The organism is Lelliottia sp. RD5 (assembly GCF_056032945.1).
In genome coordinates, this window is the sequence record NZ_JBVYHQ010000001.1 from 1,106,025 (window position 1) to 1,124,157 (window position 18,133).

At 50.7% G+C, this 18,133-nt stretch carries 18 protein-coding genes; 8 read left to right on the forward strand and 10 right to left on the reverse strand.

Going from position 1 to position 18,133, the window contains the following annotated elements; genetic code table 11:
* Positions 1 to 8: 8 nt before the first annotated feature.
* Entirely contained in the window at positions 9 to 503 is a 495-nt protein-coding gene (gene rutF, locus AC0LWE_RS05610) for an NADH-dependent FMN reductase RutF (protein ID WP_059178374.1), read from the forward strand.
* 21 nt (positions 504 to 524) lie between these two features.
* Positions 525 to 1,853 (forward strand): pyrimidine utilization transport protein G, encoded by a 1,329-nt coding sequence (gene rutG / locus AC0LWE_RS05615; RefSeq protein WP_219346795.1) that lies wholly within the window; start codon positions 525 to 527, stop codon positions 1,851 to 1,853.
* Here rutG and AC0LWE_RS05620 read toward each other — a convergent pair.
* Complete coding sequence (locus AC0LWE_RS05620; RefSeq protein WP_059178376.1) at positions 1,841 to 2,764, reverse strand: DMT family transporter; 924 nt, start codon at positions 2,762 to 2,764, stop codon at positions 1,841 to 1,843. The genes rutG and AC0LWE_RS05620 overlap by 13 nt on opposite strands.
* A 157-nt stretch (positions 2,765 to 2,921) precedes the next feature.
* The gene (locus AC0LWE_RS05625) at positions 2,922 to 3,095 is read right to left on the reverse strand and encodes a con-10 family general stress protein (protein WP_012016914.1); all 174 of its coding nucleotides are present in this window, start codon (positions 3,093 to 3,095) and stop codon (positions 2,922 to 2,924) included.
* A 396-nt stretch (positions 3,096 to 3,491) separates the two neighbouring features.
* Between AC0LWE_RS05625 and wrbA the strand changes: the two genes are divergently transcribed.
* The gene (gene wrbA / locus AC0LWE_RS05630; RefSeq protein WP_059178377.1) at positions 3,492 to 4,088 is read left to right on the forward strand and encodes an NAD(P)H:quinone oxidoreductase; all 597 of its coding nucleotides are present in this window, start codon (positions 3,492 to 3,494) and stop codon (positions 4,086 to 4,088) included.
* A 19-nt stretch (positions 4,089 to 4,107) separates the two neighbouring features.
* Positions 4,108 to 4,335: a YccJ family protein gene (locus tag AC0LWE_RS05635; protein WP_012016912.1), complete on the forward strand. Its 228-nt coding sequence runs from the start codon at positions 4,108 to 4,110 to the stop codon at positions 4,333 to 4,335.
* A 33-nt stretch (positions 4,336 to 4,368) separates the two neighbouring features.
* Here AC0LWE_RS05635 and agp read toward each other — a convergent pair whose 3' ends face one another.
* Entirely contained in the window at positions 4,369 to 5,610 is a 1,242-nt protein-coding gene (gene agp, locus AC0LWE_RS05640) for a bifunctional glucose-1-phosphatase/inositol phosphatase (protein WP_219346796.1), read from the reverse strand.
* A 147-nt stretch (positions 5,611 to 5,757) separates the two neighbouring features.
* Here agp and AC0LWE_RS05645 point away from each other — a divergent pair, with 147 nt between their 5' ends.
* Together AC0LWE_RS05645 and AC0LWE_RS05650 are read left to right on the forward strand one after the other, a co-directional pair.
* Positions 5,758 to 6,198 (forward strand): winged helix-turn-helix transcriptional regulator, encoded by a 441-nt coding sequence (locus tag AC0LWE_RS05645; RefSeq protein ID WP_131487572.1) that lies wholly within the window; start codon positions 5,758 to 5,760, stop codon positions 6,196 to 6,198.
* 149 nt (positions 6,199 to 6,347) lie between these two features.
* The gene (locus AC0LWE_RS05650) at positions 6,348 to 7,142 is read left to right on the forward strand and encodes an SDR family NAD(P)-dependent oxidoreductase (RefSeq protein ID WP_219346797.1); all 795 of its coding nucleotides are present in this window, start codon (positions 6,348 to 6,350) and stop codon (positions 7,140 to 7,142) included.
* Here the strand turns inward: AC0LWE_RS05650 and AC0LWE_RS05655 are convergent, their stop codons facing one another.
* Entirely contained in the window at positions 7,143 to 7,502 is a 360-nt protein-coding gene (locus tag AC0LWE_RS05655) for a winged helix-turn-helix transcriptional regulator (RefSeq protein ID WP_059178381.1), read from the reverse strand.
* A gap of 100 nt (positions 7,503 to 7,602) precedes the next feature.
* Here AC0LWE_RS05655 and AC0LWE_RS05660 point away from each other — a divergent pair, with 100 nt between their 5' ends.
* Complete coding sequence (locus tag AC0LWE_RS05660; RefSeq protein ID WP_131487575.1) at positions 7,603 to 8,352, forward strand: SDR family oxidoreductase; 750 nt, start codon at positions 7,603 to 7,605, stop codon at positions 8,350 to 8,352.
* A gap of 62 nt (positions 8,353 to 8,414) precedes the next feature.
* Here AC0LWE_RS05660 and AC0LWE_RS05665 read toward each other — a convergent pair whose 3' ends face one another.
* The 5 genes from AC0LWE_RS05665 to AC0LWE_RS05685 form a co-directional block, all read right to left on the reverse strand.
* A complete protein-coding gene (locus tag AC0LWE_RS05665) occupies positions 8,415 to 10,169 on the reverse strand; it encodes an aryl-sulfate sulfotransferase (protein WP_219346798.1) in 1,755 nt (584 codons plus the stop codon).
* Positions 10,170 to 10,234: 65 nt separating this feature from the next.
* Positions 10,235 to 11,479, reverse strand: a complete 1,245-nt coding sequence (locus AC0LWE_RS05670; RefSeq protein WP_219346799.1) for an IS1/IS1595 family N-terminal zinc-binding domain-containing protein — start codon at positions 11,477 to 11,479, stop codon at positions 10,235 to 10,237.
* A gap of 12 nt (positions 11,480 to 11,491) precedes the next feature.
* The gene (locus AC0LWE_RS05675) at positions 11,492 to 12,637 is read right to left on the reverse strand and encodes an anaerobic sulfatase maturase (protein WP_219346800.1); all 1,146 of its coding nucleotides are present in this window, start codon (positions 12,635 to 12,637) and stop codon (positions 11,492 to 11,494) included.
* Positions 12,638 to 12,693: 56 nt separating this feature from the next.
* Positions 12,694 to 14,154, reverse strand: coding sequence for a sulfatase family protein (locus tag AC0LWE_RS05680; RefSeq protein WP_411909856.1), 1,461 nt, complete (start codon positions 14,152 to 14,154; stop codon positions 12,694 to 12,696).
* Between the two features lie 65 nt (positions 14,155 to 14,219).
* Positions 14,220 to 14,975 (reverse strand): outer membrane protein OmpK, encoded by a 756-nt coding sequence (locus AC0LWE_RS05685; protein WP_059178387.1) that lies wholly within the window; start codon positions 14,973 to 14,975, stop codon positions 14,220 to 14,222.
* Positions 14,976 to 15,367: 392 nt separating this feature from the next.
* Between AC0LWE_RS05685 and AC0LWE_RS05690 the strand changes: the two genes are divergently transcribed.
* The gene (locus tag AC0LWE_RS05690) at positions 15,368 to 16,756 is read left to right on the forward strand and encodes a M24 family metallopeptidase (protein WP_219346802.1); all 1,389 of its coding nucleotides are present in this window, start codon (positions 15,368 to 15,370) and stop codon (positions 16,754 to 16,756) included.
* A gap of 134 nt (positions 16,757 to 16,890) precedes the next feature.
* Here AC0LWE_RS05690 and AC0LWE_RS05695 read toward each other — a convergent pair whose 3' ends face one another.
* Entirely contained in the window at positions 16,891 to 18,066 is a 1,176-nt protein-coding gene (locus AC0LWE_RS05695) for a YncE family protein (protein ID WP_219346803.1), read from the reverse strand.
* Positions 18,067 to 18,133 lie beyond the last annotated feature (67 nt).

Here is an 18,133-nt window from a genome sequence, read left to right on the forward strand (position 1 = left end):
GAGCGAACATGAGCACTCTGGACGTACAAACCTTTCGCGATGCGATGGCCTGCGTGGGCGCAGCGGTCAATATCATTACCACCGACGGGCCTGCCGGGCAGGCCGGTTTTACCGCCAGCGCCGTGTGCAGCGTGACCGATTCGCCCCCAACTCTGCTGGTGTGTTTGAACCGTGGGGCCTCCGTTTGGCCGACGTTTACTGAAAACCGCACCCTGTGCGTGAACACGCTCAACGCCGGACAAGAGCCGCTTTCCACTCTGTTTGGCGGCAAAACGCCGATGGCCGACCGTTTCGCGGCCGCACGCTGGCAAACTGGCGAAACAGGCTGTCCGAAACTGGAAGATGCGCTGGCCTCGTTCGACTGCCGCATCAGCCAGGTGGTAAGCGTCGGCACGCACGACATTCTGTTTTGCACAATCGAATCCATTACCCGCCACCCTGCGCCGCAAGGCCTGGTGTGGTTTGATCGCGGCTACCACGCGCTTTTGCGACCCGCCTGTTAACCCTCCTTAAGGAGATAGCTCATGGCAATGTTCGGTTTTCCCCACTGGCAGTTGAAATCGACCTCTACTGAACACGGCGTGGTCGCGCCGGATGAACGGCTTCCCTTCGCCCAAACCGCCGTCATGGGGGTGCAGCACGCGGTCGCCATGTTTGGCGCGACCGTGCTGATGCCCATTTTGATGGGGCTGGATCCTAACCTGTCGATTCTGATGTCGGGCGTCGGCACGCTGCTGTTCTTCCTGATAACCGGTGGGCGGGTGCCGAGCTATCTGGGGTCCAGCGCCGCCTTTGTGGGAGTGGTGATTGCCGCAACGGGGTTTAGCGGCCAGGGCATCAACCCCAATATTAGCGTGGCGCTCGGGGGAATTATCGCCTGCGGGATGATCTATACCCTTATCGGGCTGGTGGTGATGAAGGCCGGTACCCGCTGGATAGAACGGCTGATGCCGCCGGTGGTGACGGGCGCGGTGGTGATGGCGATCGGTTTGAACCTCGCTCCAATTGCGGTGAAAGGCGTTTCAGGTTCATCGTTCGACAGCTGGATGGCGGTGATGACGGTGCTCTGCATCGGGCTGGTCGCCGTCTTTACGCGCGGAATGATCCAGCGTTTGCTGATTCTGGTTGGGCTGATCGTGGCCTGTCTGGTCTATGCGTTAGTGACCAGCGTATTTGCCGTAGGAGCGCCGGTGGACTTTACGCTGATGCAAAACGCCGCCTGGTTTGGCCTGCCGCATTTCACTTCGCCGACCTTTAACGGGCAGGCGATGATGCTCATCGCCCCGGTAGCGGTAATCCTGGTCGCGGAAAATTTAGGCCATCTGAAGGCAGTCGCAGGGATGACCGGACGCAATATGGACCCGTACATGGGCCGCGCGTTCGTCGGCGACGGGCTGGCCACCCTGCTTTCCGGCTCGGTCGGCGGCAGCGGTGTGACCACCTACGCGGAGAACATCGGCGTGATGGCCGTGACCAAGGTTTACTCTACGCTGGTGTTTGTCGCAGCGGCGGTGATTGCGCTCCTGCTCGGCTTCTCGCCAAAATTCGGCGCGCTGATCCACACCATTCCCGCCCCGGTCATCGGCGGTGCATCGATTGTGGTGTTTGGCCTGATTGCCGTTGCCGGAGCGCGTATCTGGGTACAGCATCATGTCGATCTCAGCCAGAACGGCAATTTGATTATGGTCGCCGTCACGCTGGTTCTGGGCGCGGGTGATTTCGCGCTCACCCTCGGCGGGTTCACGCTGGGCGGGATCGGCACGGCCACCTTCGGCGCAATCCTGCTAAATGCGTTGTTGAGTCGCCGAAAGGCAGTCGCACCGCAGACAGACGCAGTTCATCAGGATTCTTGATTAGCAGTGGCGCTGTCGGCTTCCGCCAGCGCCCTTTTCTTTCTTTTCAGCTTTAACTCACTGACCAGCACGCCCAGGATAATAAAAGCCGCACCGAGCAGCGCCAGCAGCGGCAGGCGTTCGCCGGCAAGACGGCCAAAAATCCCTGCCCACACCGGTTCGCCAGTATAGATAACCGTCGCGCGCGTGGGCGATACGCTTCGCTGTGCCCAGTTCATCGTGACCTGAATAATAGCGCTGAAAATGCCCAGCCCCAGCGCGACAATAATTAACCCCGGCGACATCGACGGGACAGATTCCCCTGCCGGCACCATCGCGATAAATGCCACCAGCGACGCCGTCGCCAGTTGCACGACCGTGACGCGCTTGACGTCCACCTTGCCAGCCCAGGCGCTGATCAGAATGATTTCCGCCGCAATCGCCACCGCGCCAATCAGGGTAATGATTTCGCCTGGCCCCATCACCAGCAGGCTGTCGCCCGGTCCGGCGAGCAGGATCAGCCCAATAAACGCCAGCACAATACCGATACAAGACATCAGCCCAGGCATTCTGCCCAGACATAACCACTGCAACAACGGAACCAGCGGAACATACATCGCGGTGATGAATGCCGATTTACTGCTGGGGATGGTCTGGAGGCCCCAGGTTTGCAGGCTGTAACCCATCGCAATCGAAATACCAATCACCACGCCGGCTTTTAACTCGATTAACGTCAGCCCGCGCAAGGTTTTCAACGAGATCAGCGCGACCGCAATGGCTGCCGTCGCAAACCGCAGACCGACAAAGAAAAACGGGTCACTCAGCGTTACCGCATACTGCACCGCGAGGAATGTGCCACCCCAGAACATGGTGATTAAAATCAGGATCGCTTCCTGAGGTTTGATAGAAAAGGCGTAACGAGAGAGGGACATCAGGCACCAGCAGCAAGGAGTAATAGCAAGAATTAATCCTGTAGTGTGCGTTCCCTTGGATTTTAGTTCAACGTTGCGGCAATAAAAAAACCGCCGGGAGACCCGGCGGCAGGGGGAGATTTCAGGTTATCGGACGCTGAAATGAGGAGATAACGAGCTAACTTTTGTTACTCCCATGGCTGTTTTTACCCCCTTTTTTGCCAGCTTCGGATGCGCGTTGAGGATCGTTTTTGAAGTTCCCCCCGCTCTGCTGGCCACCTTTACGACCTGCTTCTGATGCTCTGTCACGGTCTTCGGCGAAATTACCTGACCCACCACGATGGTTTGCCATCTCTAACCTCCAGAGTGTAAACATTAGACATCATACTGCATTCAGTAAAAGAGAACTCTTTCACCTGGCGGCGTCAGGCGAGCACCTTCTCTGCTGTCTGCGCCGCGTGAAGGTAAGCTTAGTGGAATGCACCGAGCCAGCCAGTGAACGGTAATATTCTGCAACATGATATCAACCATACGGGTGAGATTTCAGGGGCAACATCCATAAGCTTCTCTTATCATTCATAAAAGACGATCCTGCAAAAGTGTTTCATTTTGCTACAAAGAAAAATCTTAAATATATTGTTATAAATCAAAGAAATGGCTTTCAGATTTGCAGTCTGCCCGTGACGTCATATCTTTAAGTGAACGCAGCGATTCGCTGTACGCAACCCTAAACGAGGAGTAGTGCAAGATGGCTAAAGTTCTGGTGCTCTATTATTCCATGTACGGACACATCGAAACCATGGCTCACGCCATTGCAGAAGGTGCGAATAAAGTTGATGGCGTTGAGGTGGTGATTAAGCGCGTTCCGGAAACCATGAATGCAGAAGCGTTCCTGAAAGCCGGCGGTAAAACGCAGAATGCGCCGCAAGCGACGCCGCAAGAGCTGGCTGACTATGATGCGATTATTTTTGGTACGCCAACACGTTTCGGCAATATGTCCGGGCAAATGCGCACGTTCCTCGATCAAACCGGCGGCCTGTGGGCCTCGGGCGCGCTGTACGGCAAACTCGCCAGCGTATTTAGCTCAACCGGAACCGGTGGCGGTCAGGAACAGACCATCACTTCAACCTGGACGACGCTTGCGCATCACGGCATGGTGATTGTGCCGATTGGCTATGGGGCGCAGGAGTTGTTTGATGTTTCAGCGGTTCGCGGCGGTACGCCTTACGGCGCCACGACGATTGCCGGCGGTGACGGTTCGCGTCAGCCAAGCCAGGAAGAGCTGGCTATTGCGCGTTTCCAGGGTGAACACGTCGCGGGTCTCGCCAAAAAACTGAACGGTTAACCCCAACAGGAGGACATGCATGCCAACTCAACAATCTAAAGCTCATCACGTCGGTGAGTGGGCAAGTCTACGGAATACCTCTCCAGAAATTGCTGAGGCCATCTTTGAAGTTGCGGAATACGACGAAAAGCTGGCGGAGAAAATTTGGGAAGAAGGTAACGATGAAGTGCTGGTGCGCGCCTTCGAAAAAACTGACAAAGACTCGCTGTTCTGGGGCGAGCAAACCATCGAACGTAAAAACGTCTGATCGTTCCCCCCGCCAGGACGGGGGGTTTACCTCTTATTTTGCCGCGTCGTTCATCAGCGTATTAAATTGATCAATTGGACAGAAGCCATTGGCATCGATTGGGCAGCCTTTCAGCTCAAGCGTCACGCGCTGAGCCGGTGATTTCAGGGACAGCACATCGGCGTTACGTAACTGCTCCGAGCTTTGATACACATACTCAATTTTCATCAGTTCGCGATTCGCGTTCTTGTCATGCCAGCGCTGGAAGACAATTTTCCCGCCAATCGGCGTGCGCTCGTGCTGGTCGTGAAGTTGATAGGGTTTGAAGTCCAGCGCGGTAAGCAGCGAAGCGATATTCGAATCATGCCCGACCAGCACGGTAATTTTGGGGGCTTTTGCCTGATCGGTCACCAGGGCGTTATCGATGTATTTTACCAGCGGTTTAGCGACGTTACGCGCCACCTCGGTGGAGGTGAAAAGCGAATCCTGATAGCCATTTTTCAGCTGTGACAACACGCGCCACTGCTGATCGGTTTTGATTTCTCCCCAGGCTACCTGGTCCAGCGGGAATCCTTCGTAATATTGCAGGGTAAAAGCATCCACCAGCGAATTGCCGACTTTCAGCGGGCCAGATACACCCGGCTCTTTTTCATACTCGGCGCTGAAGGTGTCTTTCGCTTCAGTCAGAGAGCAGACTTTTTTCTCTTTGCAGGACGGAGAATCGGCATAATTCGTCATCTTCTCCAGCAGCTTGTAGCTTTCATCAAGCTTCATGCTCTGACGCTCTGCCTCCATCGCTTTTAACGCTTTCTCACGGAATTCAGGTGAATTATCGGTAATCACCGGGTTAAAGGTCGGGTCCATGGTGCCCATTTTGTCCTGATGATGGACCGGGACATCACAGCCAGGGAACGCGCCGGTGATAAAGAATTGCGCAGTCGCAACGGTGCGTTGCAGGCTGTTGGCATAGGTATACACCGCGTTGGCCGGTGGACATTCCCCCGATGTCACCATTCCCTGCTCTGCGAGCCATTCACGCATGTAATGGCCCATATACACTTCGAGCACGCCGCCCTTGGTGGTTAGCTGTCCGCCCGGTACTTCCCATTCCGGCCATTTGTTGGGCGTTGACTGTTCAAGGACGCTACCGTTATTGGCCAGCGGTGCGCGCAGATTGTGGCGGCTCATGATCAAGACCTGCTGTAGCTGATAGCCTTCCGGGGCAGCTTGCGCCTGTACGCCAGAAGTCATCATCACCGATCCTGCCACTGCGATTGCCAGTAGTGCTTTTCTCATCCCTACTTCCTCACGTCTTGTTATGGTCGAATTGAGTGTGACAGATTTATGACATATTTCCGGGAACCATTTCTCAAACTGATAGATAACTCTTTTTACGGCAGCGTAAAATGGTTTTATAATAAAACTATAAATTAAGGAGCCACCGTGAAACGCACCCGTCTTGAAGAAAGCACCTGCCCCGTCGCACGCTCGCTGGACATCATCGGCGACTGGTGGTCGTTACTGATTGTCCGCGACGCCTTGCGCGGTCTTAAACGCTTCGGCGAATTCCAGAAAAGCCTCGGGATTGCCAAAAATATGCTCGCCTCCCGTCTTAAACAGCTGGTTGAAGAAGGGATCCTCGTTCTGCAACCCGCCTCCGACGGCAGCGCCTGGCAGGAATATGTCCTGACTGAAAAAGGCCGCGCTCTGCAAACCGTGCTGGTTGCGCTGTCGCAATGGGGAAATGATTTCCTGTTTGCTGACAATGAGTTTGGCAGCGTTCTGGTGGATGCGCAAAATCGCAAACCACTGCGCAGGCTGACGCTCGTATCACACGACGGGCGTGAACTGTCCCCCGAAGATGTTGTGCCGAAACTGCCTTAATCTCATATTTTCAAAGCGTTAGTTTCACCTCGAAAAGCAGAAGCAAAATATCGCGCACAAATTAGTTGCATAATAAAACCACTTAGCACAAAGTTTATTTGGTTTCATATTAAAACCAATCAACTCCCTTTGCTTTGAGGCTACACATCATGACAACCGAACACGCTACCGCATTGATTACAGGCGCTTCATCCGGGATTGGCGCCGTTTACGCCGATCGTCTTGCCGCTCGCGGCTATGATGTAGTGTTGGTCGCCCGCCGTGAATCGCGGCTACAGACGCTGGCAGCCCAGCTGCGCAATCGCTATCGCGTTTCGGTCGAAATTCTGGTCGCGGATCTGACCGAAGACGCAGGCATCCGCGCGGTAGAAGAAGTCCTTAAAAACAACGTGGCGATCGACACGCTCATCAACAACGCAGGAACGGCGCAGATGGCCCCGTTCCTGGCAGGCGACATTGCACAACATCAGACGATCAACACGCTCAACACCACCGCGCTGATGCGTCTGACTTACGCCATTTTGCCGCGTCTGGCACAAAACAATCGCGGTACGATCGTTAACATTGCGTCGGTGTTGTCTCTGCACGCCCGAGCGGGCAGCGCGCTTTATAGCGCCACGAAAGCCTGGGTTCTGAATTTCACCCGCGGTTTGCAGGAAGAGTTTGCCGAAAGCGCGATCCGCATTCAGGCCGTGTTACCCGCAGCCACCGCGACGGAGATCTGGGAAATTTCAGGTGTGTCAATGAACGATCTGCCGGAAGGTTCGGTCATGACGACGGACAATATGGTCGATGCGGCCCTTGCCGGGTTGGATCAGGGCGAGCGGATAACGATTCCGCCTCTGCATGATGTGCAACTCTGGGAACGTTATGAACAGGCTCGCCTGGAACTGTTTAGCAGTGCCCGTACCGGCGAACCTGCCCCACGTTATTTCAAACGCTAATTAGCGCTCCAGCTGGCCGCCGTATTCCTGCATCCACGCGGCCAGCGGCGAAAGTGCGCCTTGAAGCGTGAGCCCCAGCGGCGTGATTTGATATTCCACACGCGGCGGAATTTCGGGGAAAATCGTGCGCGATACCAGCCCGCGCTGTTCAAATAAACGCAGCTGTTTGGTCAGCTCTTTTTGCGTGATCGGCGCTGCCGCGCGCAGCAGCTCGCCAAATCGCACGGGTGTGTTAAGCATAATCAGTCGGTAAATAATCGGGATCGCCCATTTTCCTGAGATCAGGCTGACGAACTGCGTCATCGGGCAGGACTCGGTCGCATATTTTTTTTCACAGCACAGTTCGCGTGTTTCCGCCATAGCACACCGTTCGCCTCTTTAGTATCCAAATGGTACCTGGTTTCTTTTGGATACTAACGTTTCTATAGTGCTTTCTCCAGTGACATTTCAGGAGAACAGCATGAGTCGTTTAGCAGGTAAATATACCCTGATTACCGGTGGCACCACCGGGATTGGGCTGGCGACAGCGCAGGAGTTTATCGCCGAGGGCGCACACGTTGCGGTAACAGGACGTAACCCGGAAACCCTCGCCGAGGCGAAGCGAATTTTGGGTGATAGCGCCTGGGTGATCCCTGCTGATGCCGGTGACATTTCGGCGCAAAAGCAGCTGGCAGAAACGATAGCCACACGCTGGCCACGGCTGGATGCGGTATTTATTAACGCCGGAGATGTGACGCACGGACGCATCGAAGAGTGGCGCGAGGAGGCCTGGGATCGCCTGATGGGCATCAACCTTAAAGGCCCGTTCTTTTTGATTCAGGCGCTGCTCCCGCTGTTGAATAATCCTTCATCCGTTATCCTTTGCGGGTCCGTCAGTGCGCGAATCGGGCTGCCTGCCAGTAGCGTTTATGCGGCAAGCAAAGCCGGTTTATTGTCACTTGCTCGCACGCTGTCTGCGGAACTGTTACCGCGCGGAATTCGCGTCAACGGCTTAAGCCCTGGTCCGGTTGAAACGCCGGCGATGAACAAGCTTGGGCTGGGTGAGGATGCGCAAAAAGCCATGAAGGCTGAGATCATCAATCTGGTTCCGCTGGGTCGAATGGGGACACCTGGCGAGCTGGCAAAGGCCGCGCTGTATCTGGCATCCGATGAATCAAGTTATACGGTAGGGACAGACCTATTGGTCGATGGCGGTACGGGGAGCCTGTAGTCAAACAGGGGAGCGACGCTCCCCTTTTCCATTGCTGGGGTCAATAACGGCACGTCAGGGTATTAGCCAAACAGCGGCAGTTTATACATGCGGAAGCACGTGATGTTATAGCGATAGATGCCCACATTGCCCGCTGGGGTGTTGTTAATGTTCCGGTACAGGCCAGAACCGATCGTGAAATCTTGCAGTACCACGCCTTCAGCATTCATTTCACGAAGCGGCAGCCGCCCTTCCACGTCACCATTTCCAGATTCAAAAGCCAAATCGCTATAACCCGGATCGCAGGTTAACGGCAGTCCGTTGCTGTCGAACAGCGCACCGCCGTAGCTGACAACAATGTTCCCGTTAGCCATTTCCTGCTTACAACCACACAGGCTGCTGTAACCTTCTGGGCCAGAGGCGTACTCAGCCAGCATCTGTACCGTCATGGTATTCAGATTAATGCGGTAGTGGCCGATACGACTTTCATTGTCCTGTGGCAACACACTGTTGGCGTCAGACCGCGAGCGATAATTGCTGTTATTGAACAGCGAAATATCAATGATGCCCGGCGTCGCATTGGGGATTTCCAGCACGTTGTGTTGGCCCCAGTTCCAGAACACAGCATCCGCTTCTTGCGCCTGCTGAGGATCGGTAAGGTCGTATGGCGTGCCGTCAGCTCTCAACGGCGTCAGAAGATAACGACTCAGCTCATCAGGCCAGTCGCTGTGAGTTCCCATGATGAAGCTCAGGTCGTAGGTCCCCACTTTCAGGCCAAAAACGACACTCTGATTACGACCAGAGGTGATCAACATATTATTCGTTTCGTTGATATACGCCTGATTAATATGCAGCCAGTCAAGCGTGCCACCGGCCGTGTCCGGTGGGTTGGATGGCCGTTCTGCGCGGCTCAACCCCAAAACCTGCACCATATCGTAGTAATCAATCTCCTCGCCGGTTTCTAAACTGATGATTGATACGCCATCCTCAATGCTTAATCCGCCGTCTGGCCGCGTACCCGGCATATATTCCGACGCAGCAACCAAACAGTTGTTCACGCCCTTATAGGCGTATGCGGAAGACTGCTGATACAACGAGTGATGAAAGGCGTTATCAAGATCGTACATAGCGTGAACGCGACCCACCATGTCGAATTCGTACATCTTCAGATAACCGCTCTGGGCAACGGCGGAAGAGACGAAATGCCCATTCGCCAGGCGCAATAAATTATTCGACGGCATCGATTTCACCGTATACCAGCGCACATTGCCTTTGTTATCCAGCGCAAGATTATTACGATCAAAATACGAGATAAAATAGAGGCCGTCGGCCAGGAGTGATTCATCGGCTGCCAGCGAATTAACCGTAATCTGCGGGAATAAATTATAGTTGGCAGGATCGGTGGGGTCGCTGACGTCGGCATCGGTGGGCGGCAAAGGAGCCGTTTCAATTAACGGTAAAAGCGTTGAGCCAGACGCGGACATCACCGTGACCTTATTTTGAATGCCCGGCAGTAATCCGGCGGCGGGAATTAAATTGGCACCCGCCACAACGGGCTGGGTAAACGTCATGACGGGAAATTGACCCTTTGTGTCAGATACGCTAATCGTTGCCGTATCGCTGGCTTCAAACCATATGCCAATATAAAAACTTAACGGTGACGTCGTAAAGGGATCCAAAAAAACCAGGGCATTATCCTGAGTGTGCGAAGTCGTCACCTGTTCCATCAAAGCGCTGTAAATCTGGTTATGGCTCACCACAATAGGATCGTCAGGATTAATGCCCTGAGCAATCGACGGACGGGGAGCAGGCGCAGCATTGACATAAGAGAGCGTCATAATTTATTTCCTTATTAATATATGATTTATGGAGATGGACGTATTAACCGGGTCTGAGATTTTTTTCACCGTCCCCGGTTATATTCTGCCGCCAGATATTCCAGCAGATGCACGACATTACGCGGTGCGAGCCGGGTTAACTGAGGCCAAATAGGATGGCTGAAAAGATAGTCCTGAAACGCACGTGCGGGTTTGAGTGTTGCCTGACGAAATGACGAGCGATTAATTTTCCCGGTGAGATGACAAACAGCGAGATTGTAATTTTTCTGCGAATAACAATTCCATGTATCACGCCAGACAATATCCGATCTCACCGTCTCACTGCGCAGGCGTTGTTTTGTATCTAAGTATCCCTCCTCATAGACAAAACTAATATTGCAGCGCTGCTGCGCAATATCTCTTCGGTTGGCCATTAAGCATGCCCCGTAAATAAAGCATTCATGCTCCAGCCAGTGATGAACCGAGAGCAAACGATGATGGGTTAATACATGTACCAGTGCAAAATGGCGATAAGCGGCAAGCACCGGTTTGACAATTGTCCCTGGGTCGTTCGCTCGAACATTGGCAGGCCCATACGCAATATCAAACAAAAAGGGTCGTCGACTAATGACTCTGTCCTTATCAAAGACTTTTCGCACCAGAATGGGTGAGAAACCGCTTTCGGCAGGCATTGACGGATACCACCAGTCGGGGGAAATCCCGTTCTTAAGCGCCACGTAGTTGGTTGAAACCGCGATCACGCGACCTGTTTTATTGTCAGCCGTGGCAATAACGTAGAGGTTATTGTGACTGCCATTAAATTCTACCGTAAAAGAGATGGTCGAATATTCCCCGCTCAGCGTAACTGTCGGCAAATGAACTTGTTCAGATCTGGCTGAAAATGCCAGATGCGTAAAAGCGCGACTTAATGTCTGGCGCTTTTCGCCTAAAAGCTTGAAATCTCCCCCAGCGGCAATGCACTCTGCAAGGGACTGAAAACCTGGACTATCCTTAATGGAGGTAGATTCATCCGTAAATGAGATATTACAGGTGCTACAACGCCAGCGTTGCGCGCCAGCAGGTCCGCGCCCGTGACGAATTAACGCATCACCCTGCCCACATGTCGGGCAATACACTAATATCTCTGGATAGGATTTATTACTTTGTTGATTAAAAGCGCTGAGTGCTGATGTTGAGATAATCGGGAAAATATCACCGCATTCCGGACATAATCCATTTTGTCCGATGAATTGATAGTGCACATGATTAGCCATACCAAAAAAGGAACACGCTACGTTTTTGCAACAATTGACATGTTCCCATTGATTCATGAAATTTATTCTCTATTCACACAATGTATGACGAATATCTGACGGCGAATATCCTTCGTTGAGAAGAGACTTCATCATCAGCATATAAGGCTCGGTATATCTGAAAAAGGTCTGGTAACTGCTACAAAAATAATTGAGTTCAGCGACACCCCGTGAAGAGAGAGAGATACGATCTTTTGGACATCCCCCGTGGCACGCGAATTTGACGTCGCAGTTAATACATTCTGGTGCCACCGGTTGCTTGTTTTGCCCGAATAGCCGGTTGGCATCGCTGTCCAGCATTTCGCCAATCGTGCTGTGCTGTATATTACCCAATAAATTTGCTTTATTTACGAAATGGTCACATTGATAGAGATCACCATTTTGTTCAAGGGCAAAAGCGTTGCCGCACGTCGGTGAAAACACGCACGTCAGTGCCGGTAAACCACACCATGCGGCAAACGTGTGTTCAAAAAAAGGAATCTCTATGACCCCAATATCACGACGTATCCAGTGATAAAATATCGTTTTTAAAAAAACACCAAAACTTGACGGCGTTACGCTGCGTTCATCTATCCCTTCCGCTGTGGTTTCCAGCAGGGGAATAAACTGCATATGATGACTGCCTAAGCTTTTTAGATATTCATACACCCGAACGGGATATTGGCTATTCATGGCATTGACAACCGTCAGTGTATTAAACTGCACCTTGTATTTCTTGAGTAAATCGACCGCCTCTACAACGCGCTGATGGGTTGGTTTTCCTGAAATTGTTTTACGAAAAGCGTCATGCAGAAGCGCATCACCGTCTATCGAAATACCAATCAGAAAATTGTGCTGATGGAAGAAACGACACCAATCGTCATTAAGAAGGATCCCGTTGGTCTGAAAGGTGTTCAGGATCGTCTTACCCTGCGAAAATTGTTTTTGCAAGGTTACGGCGCGGTGGTAAAACGCTAAACCTGCCAGCGTGGGTTCACCACCCTGCCAGGCGAAAATAACCTCATCCGTTTCCTGCGCAGCAATATGCTGGCGAATAAATTGTGTGAGTATTACATCATCCATGCTGCGCGTTTTACGTTCTGGATAGAGCTGTGCCTTTTCAAGATAAAAACAGTAATCGCAGGCAAGATTGCATATTGCACCGGTAGGTTTGACCATGACATGGCAACTTTTCATTTTAACTCCTTCGTATCATGGCCTTGTAAAATTAATCACAAGGCCATGAAAATCCTTTAGTTCCAGTCTACCGGTGTAGGTTTATCGCCCCTGGCTTTCATAAGTGAATCATTTTCAATACTGGACTGATAGCGTTGTAACGCATCCACCATTTTTTGCTCCAGAACGGGTTGTTTGCCGAGCTGATTCATTGTCTCGCCGCGGTCCAGCTTGAGGTTATAGAGATATTTAGGTTTGCTATTACGATCAAAAATCATCTTCCAGTCGCCGTCACGAATTGCCCACATATCCGTCGGATCATCCTGGAAAGGCATATCAATCGCGAATAACAAGGGTTGCTGACGATTCATCGTTTGTCCCTCAAGAACAGGGACAATCGATTCTCCATCAATAATACGGTCGGTCGGCAAATTAAAATGAGTCAGCTCTGCAATTGTCGGCAATATATCCAAACCGCTCACAGGCGTATCTGTTACCGTACCGGCTTGCAAATGGTGACCATATTTAATGATGGCGGGCACGCGTATTCCGCCCTCCCACAAATTATCTTTGCGGCCACGTAAGCCATCCGTTTCACCCGCCATATTAAGTTCATACCATTTGCGCGCTTCACGCGTCACAGGGCCGTTATCACTGGTAAAGATAACAATCGTGTTATCCTCCTGCCCCATTGATTTTATTTTTGCGAGGACTTTACCAACCTGTTCATCCATATAACTGATATTGGCATAGTATTCTCCCGGTCCGCGATAAGGCTTATCAGCCCAGTCGGCGTAAAACATATCGGGATGTTTTTTTTCATACTCGCTCATATAGTTTTTATAGAGCTCAAGATATTTCTTCGGCGAAGCGAGCGGTGTATGTACCTCTGTGAAAGCCACATACATAAAGAAAGGGTTATTATCTTTTTTATCGTTTAGCCAGTTAATAGCTTCCTGACTGACAAATTCGCCGCTAATTTGGTTAACTGTCCCCAGCGCTTTACCATTCCGATAAAAACCATTCGGGTACACTACGCCATTGCGAGGACGCTCTTTCGCTTTATCCAGATCGCTGGTGACAAAACCGGCAGCATTAACCAGCGTATGTTCAAAACCTGCATCTTCAGCCTGGGGCTGATCGTGGCGGTCAGCGCCAGCATTCAGGTGCCATTTCCCCATCATTGCCGTGTCGTAACCCTGATCTTTCAGGTAGCTGGCTATGGTCTTTTCGTTACGGCCCAGTGCGACATTTTTATTGGTCGGGATCCAGGATCGAATCCCCGTTCTGAACGGTGTACGCCCGGTCAATAAACCTGCACGCGAAGGCGAACAGAGTGGCGCTGGGGCATAATATTGCGAAAACCTCACCCCTTCCTGCGCGAGTTTATCAATATTAGGGGTTTTCACGATCGGATGCCCATATACACCTAAATCCCCATAACCCAGGTCATCGGCCAAAATAATCACGACGTTAGGTTTATTTAATTGATTCCCAGACTGCTCTGCCGCCAGAGTATTTCCCATTCCCCCTGTCATGCCAATGACCGCGCTGACAAACACCGCTAAAGTTGTCTTTCTCATTATCGTTCCTTGTTATTAATTTAGAAATCGTAACCGAGCATATAAATCAACTGGTCGCCAAAACCGTCGTAACCTAACTTGTTATCGAAATAACGCCATGTGGCACTGGCTTTAAAGTGGGGATAAAATTTCCATGTTAAGGTCAACCCGCCATTAATGCCGTTTTTACTGTGTTGTTGTTCGGCGTAAGCATCATTGCGATCCAGCTCAAATTCATTCCAGTCAGAAAGCACCATTTTTTCGCCCCATAAATCGAAAAACCAGGCACTTGTCCAGCCGACGACATATCCATTCAGACCCGTGGCCTGACCATATTTGCTGGAGACATAATCATTTGAGAGATTATGCAATGCCACATAGGGCTTAAAAAAACCGGAGGGGCCGGACCAACCTAAATAGCCAAATCCATACATCATATTCAGTTCATCACCCCAGGTATTTTCAAACTGACCGTAGAGTTTCCCCATAAAACTGAAATCAGAATCGAATAACCGGATATGAGTCTGTGCAGAAAGCACATGATTGCGACCTTCAACGGCATGATTTAATACGTTACTTTCATAAAATGAGTAGAACTCCCCCTTATCAAATATCGCACCAAAATCCGCAGTTGCTTTCCAGACCTCTCCCCTGTGCGTATTTTCAAACCCCGTATTCCAGTTTGCATAACCCGCATTAATAGACCCATAAGAGGTCTTTAATTCCAGAGCATGCGCCTGGCCGGCAAATAAAATAGATATGGTCAGTAATGCTTTATTGAAATGTTGGTCTTTCATTATTATCCCTGCTCCATGCAGTATCCCAGATGAATATTGATTCCAGGCAACATAGTAATGAGAGACCCTCGGGACCAATGTGATGATTTTCACGCATTTTTTGTGACAAGGCGCGCCGTGCCAGGAGGTCACACAATGTGGGTTTATTTCGATGCTAACTTATTGATTTTCCGTAGCGCTCATCCACAATTTCATTTTTAGATCTGAGCTTTTCTCCGGTTGAACCGTTTTGTGTGTTAAATCTGCCGCCGTCGGGACTTTTCATCGTCATTTTGTGGCAAGCTTGCGAAAAGGTTAATTCAGCCACCCTTCGGTACTGCACAAACAGCGTCTACGCCGTCAGGCAAAAGAGTGGGACTGATTCTGACGATGACGCAATCGAGAGGTAAACGATGTATTCAAACGCTATCCAATTACAGATTACTGAATCTCCAAGAAAATTTATCGATGTTGCCCCCGTGATGTTGAACGATACAACGATGCTGGAACGCAAAAATAAGGTTCTGACACGAATGCAGAATGAAGGATATGACGCGCTCATCATCTATGCCGATAAAGAGCATGGGGGGAATTTCGAGTACCTGACGGGTTTTGTTCCACGCTTTGAAGAAGGTTTGCTGATAGTCAAAAAAACCGGTGAGGCGACACTGATTCTGGGGAACGAAAACCTCAAGATGGCGAACTATTCCCGCATTCAAGCCACCTTAAAACATTGCCCCCTTTTCTCTCTGCCTAACCAGCCGATGGACAACGAACGCCCCCTTGAAGATATTTTCATCGAAACAGGTCTTGATACGATATCCAAAATCGGTTTGGTCGGATGGAAGATGTTTACATCGGCAGCCGCGAATAATAAACACCTTTTCGACATCCCCTGGTTTATTGTCGACGCCGTGAAAAACTCTATTGCCTCAAGCGCAGTGCTGGAAAATGCCGCACATCTTTTCATTCGTGGCGATCGGGGTGCAAGAATTACAAATAACGAAAATGAGATTGCGCACTATGAATATGGTGCCAATCTGGCCTCGAATTGTATGCTTGATGCGATGAATGCCGTCGAACCCGGCCTGCGTGAAACTGATTTGGGGGCACTGCTGGCCGCCGAGGGTCAATACCAGACGGTCGTCATTATCGCGGCGACGGGGCAACGTTTTGAGAAAGCGAATTTTTACCCTTCTTATAAAACGCTGGAGCGTGGACAGCCGCTGTCGATGACAACCGGCTTTAAAGGTGGGCTTTCAAGCCGTACGGGGTTTGTTATCGCAGAGGAAAGCGAACTGCCCGGCAATCAAAAAGACTACCTCGATAGAGTCGCAAAACCTTATTTTGGTGCTGTCACGTGCTGGCTTGAAAATATCAAAATAGGGATGCGCGGTGGCGAAATGTACGATCTCATTGAGAAGGTACTCAACAAAGAAAAATACGGCTGGCATTTGAATCCCGGTCATCTCAGCGCAGATGAAGAGTGGATGTCGTCCCCCATTTATAAAAACTCAGCTGAAACGCTCAAAAGCGGCATGATTATGCAAATTGATATTATCCCCTCCGTGCCGGGATATACGGGTGTGAGTGCCGAAGAAAGCATCGCCCTGGCAGATGAGGAGCTTGTGCAGAAAATCCAGCACGCCTACCCTGAATTATGGGCGCGAATCACGACTCGCCGCGAATACATCCATCATGTTTTAAATATTCAGCTCACCGACGATGTCATTCCGCTGTCCAATACAGTGGCCTATCTTCGCCCGTTCCTGCTCGCGAAAAACAGGTCGTTCACATGTTAAATGAGGTAATGCTCTGAGATCCCCTCGCGGAAAAAGGATTTATGATGAGGCCTGCTGTTGAGCGTGATTGATTCGAATGCATAAAAAGAGGGAATCCTTTTATTCCCTCTTTTTGCAGAAACGCAATGCGTGGCTTACGATTTAGTCAAATCAATGCTCAGAATGCGTTCTTTAGCCCCTTCCACAAATACATCCGGATCCCAGTCGCGGTTAAAGCCTTCTTTGATACCGATATAAAGGGTATCAAAGTCTGGGGATAGCACCATCTGGTTCGGATATACCGGCACACTGAACTGTTTTTTGACGGCGTAATTTTGGGCATCGATCACGCTTATCGTCCCGCTGGTGAAATTGGTGACATAAATTTCGTTATATTTCGGGTTGTATTTCACCGCATTGGTTCCAGCACCGGTGCGAACATAACCGAGTTGTTTGCCACTCTGGAGATCAAAAACATATAAACCGTCGTTTTCGCCCCTGCGGTCTTCATGGTCAAACACCACCACAAATATGCGATTAGAGGCAGAGTCCACCGCCAGATTTTGCGCGCTGGTAATTTGCGGGTTTGCATTTTTCAGGCTGATAGTACGTAACACGCTCTGTTTTTTGGCATCAATTTCATTGATGTAATCTTTGCCTCCGATATAAATCTTTTGCGTTTTATCATCCTGGGTCAGACCGTAGGCCGTACCGCTGTACGCACCTTTCACCTCGCCTTTCATCGCCAGGGAGGTGCCGTCCAGCATTAACAATTTATGTACCGACGTCATGCCTTCGGCGCTCTTCAGCATATTGCTGTAGCTGACAAAAAGCGTGTTGGTTGCCTTGTTGTAAACCATATGACGCAAATGCTCGAAGCGTGAATCGGCGGCATTCACCTCCTTAAAACTCAACTTCTCGCTGGTTTTCGTCAGCTTCCCGGTCTGGGTGTTTACCGCACTGATGCGTAGTGAAGCCGACTGCGTATGCCCCACGTAGAGCTGTTGCTGGTCCTGATTCATCGCCAAAGAAAATGCGCGGTAAGGCATATCAAGGCGGTTCTCGATTTTCAGCGACGCTGGATTAAACGTATATAAAAATCCTTTATTGGCTTCGCGGTTTACGCGGTCGGTCGCAGCAGCATAAAGTTTATGATGAGTATTATCGAAAGCCATTTCATAAATACCTTCATTGGCTTCCTGAAGATAATTGGTTTTCATCGCAAAGCGAGACAGTTCACGCTGCGGCGGATCAATGGCAAATGCGGTAGTAGAGAATAACGTTGCGATGAAAAAACATCCCAGTTGCTGTGCTACGTTGCGGCAATTCATTTTTTACTCCTGCTCGTCAAATTAATTTAAACGTCTTACAAGGCATCAATATCCCCTGTATGTATGT